At 66.8% G+C, this 7268-nt stretch carries 6 protein-coding genes and 2 riboswitches; of the genes, 2 read left to right on the forward strand and 4 right to left on the reverse strand.

Annotated elements, in window-relative coordinates; genetic code table 11:
• The 4 genes from gcvPA to ACESLR_RS01350 form a co-directional block, all read right to left on the reverse strand.
• Positions 1–1353 (reverse strand): aminomethyl-transferring glycine dehydrogenase subunit GcvPA, encoded by a 1353-nt coding sequence (gcvPA, locus tag ACESLR_RS01335; RefSeq protein ID WP_373024065.1) that lies wholly within the window; start codon positions 1351–1353, stop codon positions 1–3.
• An 84-nt stretch (positions 1354–1437) separates the two neighbouring features.
• Complete coding sequence (gene gcvH / locus ACESLR_RS01340) at positions 1438–1830, reverse strand: glycine cleavage system protein GcvH (RefSeq protein WP_373024064.1); 393 nt, start codon at positions 1828–1830, stop codon at positions 1438–1440.
• Positions 1831–1905: 75 nt separating this feature from the next.
• A complete protein-coding gene (gene gcvT, locus ACESLR_RS01345) occupies positions 1906–3009 on the reverse strand; it encodes a glycine cleavage system aminomethyltransferase GcvT (protein WP_373054328.1) in 1104 nt (367 codons plus the stop codon).
• Between the two features lie 119 nt (positions 3010–3128).
• Positions 3129–3240: riboswitch (glycine riboswitch) on the reverse strand.
• 1 nt (position 3241) lies between these two features.
• A riboswitch (glycine riboswitch) is annotated at positions 3242–3343 on the reverse strand.
• A gap of 337 nt (positions 3344–3680) precedes the next feature.
• Complete coding sequence (locus ACESLR_RS01350) at positions 3681–4601, reverse strand: ZIP family metal transporter (protein ID WP_373024062.1); 921 nt, start codon at positions 4599–4601, stop codon at positions 3681–3683.
• Positions 4602–4759: 158 nt separating this feature from the next.
• Between ACESLR_RS01350 and ACESLR_RS01355 the strand changes: the two genes are divergently transcribed.
• Positions 4760–6151: an alanine/glycine:cation symporter family protein gene (locus ACESLR_RS01355; protein WP_373024061.1), complete on the forward strand. Its 1392-nt coding sequence runs from the start codon at positions 4760–4762 to the stop codon at positions 6149–6151.
• Complete coding sequence (nadC, locus tag ACESLR_RS01360) at positions 6141–7049, forward strand: carboxylating nicotinate-nucleotide diphosphorylase (RefSeq protein ID WP_373024060.1); 909 nt, start codon at positions 6141–6143, stop codon at positions 7047–7049. Before ACESLR_RS01355 ends, nadC begins: the two co-directional genes overlap by 11 nt.
• The last annotated feature ends 219 nt before the right edge of the window (positions 7050–7268 follow it).

Raw genomic sequence — 7268 nt, forward strand, 5'->3', positions numbered from 1 at the left:
TCAGGCGGCCTGCTCCCAGCTGGTCACGTACTGCTCCAGGTCGGATTCGGTCTTGGTCTCGGTGGCGCAGGCCAGCACGCAGCCGTCCAGCTGCGCGTAATCACGGCCCAGCTGGAAGCCCGCCAGCACGCCGGCATCGGCCATCGCCTGCACGCGGCTCGCGGCGTCACCACCGAAGTCGAGCGCGACTTCGTGGAAGTACTCGCCGGTAAATCGCGGCTTGATGCCCTTGGCGGCCAGTTTTTCCACCAGCGCGTGGGTGTTGGCGTAGCAGGCCTCGGCCACACGGGTCAGGCCCTCGTCGCCCAGCAGCGACATATGGATCGTCGACGCCGTCACCACCAGACCCTGGTTGGTGCAGATGTTCGAGGTCGCCTTGGAGCGGCGGATGTGTTGCTCGCGTGCCTGCAGGGTCAGCACGAAGCCGGGTTTGCCGTCGGCGTCCTCGGCGCGGCCGACGATGCGCCCCGGCATCTGCCGGATGTGCTTCTTCAGCGTGGTCATGAAGCCGAAGTACGGCCCGCCGGAGGACAGCGGCGCGCCCAGCGGCTGGCCCTCGCCGACCACGATGTCCACACCATTGGTGCCCCATTCGCCCGGCGGCTTCAGCAGCGCCAGCGAGACCGGGTTCACCACGGCGATGACCGGGATGCCGCGTTCCTCGGCCCAGCCGGTCAGGGCATCCACGTCTTCCAGGATGCCGAAGAAGTTCGGCTGGCTGATCACCATGGCGGTGACGTCCTCGTCCGCATGCGGCGCCAGCGCCTCCACCGGGGTCTGGCCGGTGGTCTCGTCGAACGGCAACTCGACCAGTTCGATGCCCTGGTTGCCGATCAGCGTCTTCACCACCTTGCGATAGTCCGGGTGCAGTGCCCCCGGGAGCAGCACGCGCTTGGCCTTGGAGCGGCGATTCACGCGCACCGCCATCAGCACGGCCTCGGCCAGGGCGGATGCGCCGTCATACAGGGAGGCATTGGAGACCTCCATCCCGGTCAGGCGGCTGATCATCGTCTGGTATTCGTAGATCAGCTGCAGCGTGCCCTGGCTGGCCTCGGCCTGGTACGGCGTGTAGGCGCTGTAGAACTCGCCACGCGTGGCGATCTGCCACACGGCGGCCGGGATGTGGTGCTCGTAGGCACCGGCCCCGATGAAATTCGATGGCATGCCGTCCTTCGCGGCCCGCTCCTGCATCAGGCGGGTGATGCCCATCTCGTTCTCGCCCTCGGGAATCCCCGTGAGCGGCGGCGAACGCAGGTCGGCGGGAATCTCGTCGAACAGGTCCTCGACGGATTCAGCGCCAATGCTGGCGAGCATGGCACGGATGTCTTCTTCGGTATGCGGGATAAACGGCATGTCAGGTCTCGCTTTCGCCGATTGCGGCGAACTTCGGTTGGGTCCCGGCCGGACGCGGCCGGGACCGGTGATGCACGGCTACGCTCAGGATTCGGCCTCGACGTGCGCGGCATAGGCATCCGCATCCATCAGGGCATCCAGCTCCCCGGCATCGGAGGGCTTCACCTTGAACAGCCAGCCATCCTCGAAGGGCGACTCGTTGACCTTCTCGGGGCTGTCCGCCAGGTCCTCGTTGACCTCGGTCACCTCGCCGGAGATCGGCGCGTAGATATCCGAGGCGGCCTTGACCGATTCCACGGTGGCACAGGCCGTGCCGGCCGCGATGCTGCTGCCGGCTTCCGGGGCCTCGACGAACACCAGGTCGCCCAGCAGTTCCTGCGCGTGATCGGTAATGCCCACGGTCACGCTGCCGTCGGCCTCGCTGCGCACCCACTCGTGGCTTTTGGTGTACTTCAGATCCTTCGGTGCTTCGCTCATGACATCTTCCTTTTGCTTGTTAGATCCCGCCTGCGCAGTGTAGTCCGGCACACGCAGAAAGAGGCAATCCTCGCTTCAGTTTTTCGGCAGATCGATCTGCGGCTCGCCGTTGCGGACGAACACCGGCTTGACCACGCGCACCGGCAGCTTGCGGCCACGGATGTCCGCGTGCAGCTGCTCGGCCTCGACCCCGGCCGGGATACGCGCGAACGCCACCGACACGCCCAGACTGGGCGAGAAACTGCCGGAGGTGACCACGCCATCGCCGGCGTCGGTCTCGATGCGGGTCCCGCCACGCAGCACGCCGCGACCATCCAGCACCAGCCCGACCATGCGTTCCTTCACGCCCTCGGCCTTCGACTGTTCGATCGGCCCGCGGCCGATGAAGTCGCGCTCGGCATCTTTCAGCGCGATGGTCCAGCCCAGGTTGGCGGTCAGCGGATTGGTCTGGTCATCCATGTCCGTGCCGTAGAGATTCATGCCGGCCTCCAGGCGCAGCGTATCGCGCGCGCCGAGGCCGATGGGGTACACGCCGGCGTCCTTCAGCTTTTCCCAAAAGCCGTCGGCCTCCTCCGCCGGGAGCATCACCTCGAAGCCGTCCTCGCCGGTGTAGCCGGTACGGGCGACAAACCACGTGTCGTTCCAGACCGCGGAGAACGGCTTGAGATCCCCCGCATTGCGCAGATCGGCCGGCAGCAGCGGCAGGGTCTTCTCCACCGCCTGCGGGCCCTGGATCGCGATCAAGGCGAACTCCGGGCGCGCCTGCACGTTCACGTCGAAGTCCTTCGCGACCGCCTGCATGTGAGCGATGTCGCCCTCGGCGGTGGCGGCATTGACCACGGCGCGGTAGGTATCGCCACCGGTCCAGTAGATGATCAGGTCGTCGATCACGCCGCCGGCCTCGTTCAGCATGCAGCTGTACAGCGCGCGCCCCTCGGTCTTCAGCTTGGCCACATCATTGGCCAGCAGGTAGCGCAGAAAGGCCTTCGCCTGCGGGCCGTGGATATCCACGACCTGCATGTGCGAGACATCGAACATGCCGGCGGATTCGCGTACGCGCTTGTGCTCCTCCATCTGGGAGCCGTAGTGCAGCGGCATCTCCCAGCCGGCGAAATCGACCAGCTTGGCCCCGGCGCGCTGATGCGCGGCATGGAGCGGAGTTGTGTTCAACGTCGTCATGGTGTTCTCGCCTTGCGTCCGTGTCGTGGTCGGTTCGCCGGTCGGGCCGGTGGAACCGCGAGGCCCGGGCCCCGTGCGCCGGGCATAAAAAAAGGGGCGGCCAGCAGGGTTGATCTGCCAGCCGCCCCTCTGTCCTGAAACCTGAGAGTTTGCGTCGCGTCAGCCTTTTGCCAGACTGCGCGACCGCCCCCTTCGGTGGGCCATTTCCGGCCGCTCTCCAGAGTGTGTCTCCTGCACCGTTCCGGTCCTGTAGCCTGAGCGATTCCGGGCGGATGTTGCGCCTTCGGCGTCTGCCGATCGACTCGCGATCGCAGATCTCTTCCAGAACGGTGTGCGGGCATTGTCGGGCACCCGCAGACGAAACTAATTGTAGACCGAAATATCTCCAGCGCGAAAGCCCGGACGGGCGGCGACGACTTTCCGTTGCAAGGCGGCCACCCTGCCTAATCCCCCATCGCACGCCACTGGCACCGACATTGCGAGGAGCCGAAGGCGACGCGGCAAAACGGCGCGCAGCGCGTTGAACGGCCGCAGGCCGGCCCGAAGGGCGAGCGCAGCGAGAAACCTCCGAAAGCTGGCAGAGCGTCAGGATCCGCCGGTTTCGCAAGGAGTTTGCTTCGTCGCAGCACGCCTGGCAATGATGGTGCCAGTGGCGACCCGCCACCCGCACCCTATAGCGCCATGTCGATCGCGAGCAGGACGACGAAGCCGACCAGCACGCCCACTGTGGCCTGCGCTTCGTGGCCCTTGCGATGCGACTCCGGGATGATCTCGTGGCTGATCACGAACAGCATTGCCCCGGCCGCGAACGCCAGTCCCCAGGGGAGCAGAAACTCCATCAGCGTGACGGCCCCGGCGCCAATCAGGCCACCGAATGGCTGCACCAGCCCGGTCAGCAATGTGACCCCGAATGCGGCCCACTTGCTGTAGCCCAGGGACAAAAGGGCAATGGCCACCACCATCCCCTCGGGCATATTCTGCAACCCGATCCCGATGGCCAGCGCAATCCCGTCGCTCACCTCATCGCCGCCAAAGCCGATGCCCACAGCAAGACCCTCCGGCAGGTTGTGCAGGGCGATGGCGAAGATGAACAGCCAGACCCGCCGGATCTTCTGCGGGTCGGCCCCGCTTTGCGGCCCGATGAAGAAATGCTCGTGCGGCACGAGCTTGTGCAGTGCCAGCAATGCACCGCCACCCAGCCCGATCCCCACCGCGAGCACGACAATGGCCATGCCCACGCCGCCGTACTGCGCCTCGGCCTGCTCCACCGAGGGGAGCACCAGCTCGAAGGCCGTGGCCGACAGCATCACCCCGGCACCGAAGCCCATCATCGCGTCCTCGACCGACTGGCTGACGCGGCGCAGAAAGAAGATCGGGATCGCCCCCACCGCGGTCATCAGACCGGCGACGAAACTCGCCAGCAAGCCGATCTGCAGCGTGTTCAGGTCGGTAATGCGCTCTTCCAGCATCGGCCACAGCAGGCTGACCAGCCAGATGAAGACCGCCAGCGCAATCAGCGATCCGACGAGAAAGATCCGGGGTACCGGTTTGCCGTGATCCGGCCCGGAAGCGGCGAGAGAGGATTCGGTCATGCATCGTCCTCGAGAGTCGAAGCCGCCATTGAAACAGGGTCCACCGCGGCGTTCCACAGACGATCCCCATGCCCGGGTTCGACAAAAGCTATCGTCAACACCCGTTGTGCGCGGTAGAGTTTTCAGCCAAAGCCGCACCGGACCACAAGGACCCACCGATGCTCGACACCATCGACCAGTTCCTCGGCGACACCGCCGGCCTTCTTTGGGGCAGCCCGATCACCCTGGTCCTGCTGCTGGGTACCGGGCTCTACCTGACCATTCGCCTGGGCCTGGTCCAGGTTGTCGCCTTCCGCGAGGGCTGGCGCGCCCTGCGCGGCGCCGACGGGCGCGCCGGCGGCACCGGGCAGATATCGCCGTTCCAGGCGCTGTCGACCGCGCTGTCCGGCACCATCGGTACCGGGAACATTGCCGGCGTCGCCACGGCGATCGCGCTGGGTGGCCCCGGGGCGCTGTTCTGGATGTGGGTGACGGCCTTCTTCGGCATGGCCACCAAGTTCGCGGAGACCACCCTGGCCGTTCGCTACCGCGAGATCGCCCCGGACGGCAGCATCGCCGGCGGGCCGATGTTCACCCTGCTCAACGGCCTCAAGATGAAGAAGCTGGCGATCCTGTTCGCCGCCTTCACCCTGATCGCCTCGTTCGGCATCGGCAACATGGTGCAGGCCAACTCGGTGGTCGACGGCCTGACCTTCATCGTGCCGGACCTGCGCGCCGACGACGACATCATGGGCTGGATGGCCCTGATCATCGGCCTGACCATGGCCGTGCTGGTGGCGCTGGTGATCATCGGCGGGGTCAAGCGCATCGCCATGATCGCATCGACCATCGTCCCGTTCATGGCCGTGATCTACATGCTGGGCGCGTTCGTGGTGATCGCCGCCAACATCGACGCCGTCCCGGGCGCGATCGGGACCATCCTGAATCTCGCGCTCAACCCGTGGGCCGCCGGCGGCGGCGCCATCGGCCTCGCCATCCAGTACGGCGTCGCGCGCGGCATGTTCTCCAACGAGGCGGGCCTGGGCTCCTCGGCCATGGCCCACGCCGCGGCCAAGAATGGCGACCCGCCGCGCGAGGGCTCGGTAGCCATGCTCGAGCCGTTCATCGACACCATCGTGGTCTGCACCCTGACCGGCCTGGCCATCGTCGTCACCGGGGCCTATGTGGACCGTGCCGAGGACGTGGTCGGTGCCTCGCTGACCGCCTCGGCCTTCAGCGCCACACTGGGTCCATTCGGCGCCATGGTGGTGGGCATCAGCCTGATGCTGTTCGCCTTCTCCACCATGATTGCCTGGTCCTACTACGGCGACCGCTCGGCCTACTTCCTGTTCGGGGAACGCGCGGTAATGCCCTACCGCGTCGTGTTCGTCATCCTCATCGTGATCGGTGCGACCATCCCGCTGGGCGTGGTCTGGAACTTCTCCGACATCGCCAACATCCTGATGGCCGCACCCAACCTGATCGCATTGATCCTGCTGGCCGGCCTGGTCAAGAAGCTGCGCGACGACTACGTGGCCCACCGTCCGATGCCGGATCGCCATGAGCGATAAGGACCACGCCGCGGGCGACCCGCCCGACCCCTTCGCCCAGGGCCCCGCGGGACCGGATGCCGCCATGCTGGTGCGCGAGGTAGAGGCCGCGCTCGCGGAGGACCTCGGTCCCAAGGGCCTGGACGGCGACCTCACCGCCGCGCTGGTCCCTTCCGACCGCGTCGCGCGCGCCACTCTGCTGCTCAAGGAAGACGCGGTCGTCTGTGGCCAGGCCTGGTTCGACCGGGTGTTCGCCAGCCTGGCGGCGGAGACCCGGATCGACTGGCAGGTCGCCGAGGGCACCCCTGTGGAGGTCGGCCGCGAACCGTGCGCAGTCGCCTCACTGGAAGGCCCCGCGCGGGCCGTTCTGGCGGCCGAACGCGCGGCCCTCAACCTGCTGCAGACCCTGTCCGGGACCGCCACCGAGACCGCCCGCTGGGTCGCTCGCCTGGAGGGTACGGACAGCCGCATCCTCGATACCCGCAAGACCCTCCCGGGCCTGCGTCACGGCCAGAAGTACGCCGTGCGCTGCGGCGGCGGCTACAACCATCGCCTCGCCCTTTGGGATGCCGTGCTGATCAAAGAGAACCACATCGCCGCCTGCGGCTCCATCGCCGCCGCGGTGGAACGTGCGCGTACCCTGGGTGCTGGACGCTGGGTGGAGGTGGAAACCGAAAACCTCGACGAGGTCGATCAGGCCCTGGCCGCGGGGACCGACGTGATCATGCTCGACGAGTTGTCGATGGAGGATCTGGCCACCGCCGTGCAGCGCATCCGCGGCCGTGCGATCTCCGAGGCGTCTGGTGGGGTCACGCCGGACAACCTGGCGGCGATGGCGTCTACCGGCGTCAACTACATCTCGGTCGGCGCCCTGACCAAGCACCTGCACGCCATCGACTACTCCCTGCGTCTGGACTAGCCCGGCGCTCACGAGTCGTCCCTCTCCGTCTGGGTAGCAGGGCTCAGTCCATCCTTCGGATTTACGGTGCCTTCGATCCGCCGTATTCATTGATCGAGGGTTCGAATCCCGTGGCGGCTGCAGCTGGAAATGCAAAAGGGGCCACGCGGGCCCCTTTGCTTGAATCTGGCGGAGAGGGAGGGATTACTCGGCACTTCGTGCCTCGCCCTCCGGGTCGTC

It is taken from the genome of Thioalkalivibrio sp. (assembly GCF_041685615.1).
Classification (GTDB): Bacteria; Pseudomonadota; Gammaproteobacteria; order Ectothiorhodospirales; family Ectothiorhodospiraceae; genus Thioalkalivibrio.

Excerpts from the sequence above, each read along its gene's own strand:
- gcvPA (WP_373024065.1), bottom strand. The coding sequence starts at position 1,353 with ATGCCGTTTATCCCGCATACCGAAGAAGACATCCGTGCCATGCTCGCC.
- gcvH (WP_373024064.1), bottom strand. The coding sequence starts at position 1,830 with ATGAGCGAAGCACCGAAGGATCTGAAGTACACCAAAAGCCACGAGTGG.
- gcvT (WP_373054328.1), bottom strand. The coding sequence starts at position 3,009 with ATGACGACGTTGAACACAACTCCGCTCCATGCCGCGCATCAGCGCGCC.
- ACESLR_RS01350 (WP_373024062.1), bottom strand. The coding sequence starts at position 4,601 with ATGACCGAATCCTCTCTCGCCGCTTCCGGGCCGGATCACGGCAAACCG.
- ACESLR_RS01355 (WP_373024061.1), top strand. The coding sequence starts at position 4,760 with ATGCTCGACACCATCGACCAGTTCCTCGGCGACACCGCCGGCCTTCTT.
- nadC (WP_373024060.1), top strand. The coding sequence starts at position 6,141 with ATGAGCGATAAGGACCACGCCGCGGGCGACCCGCCCGACCCCTTCGCC.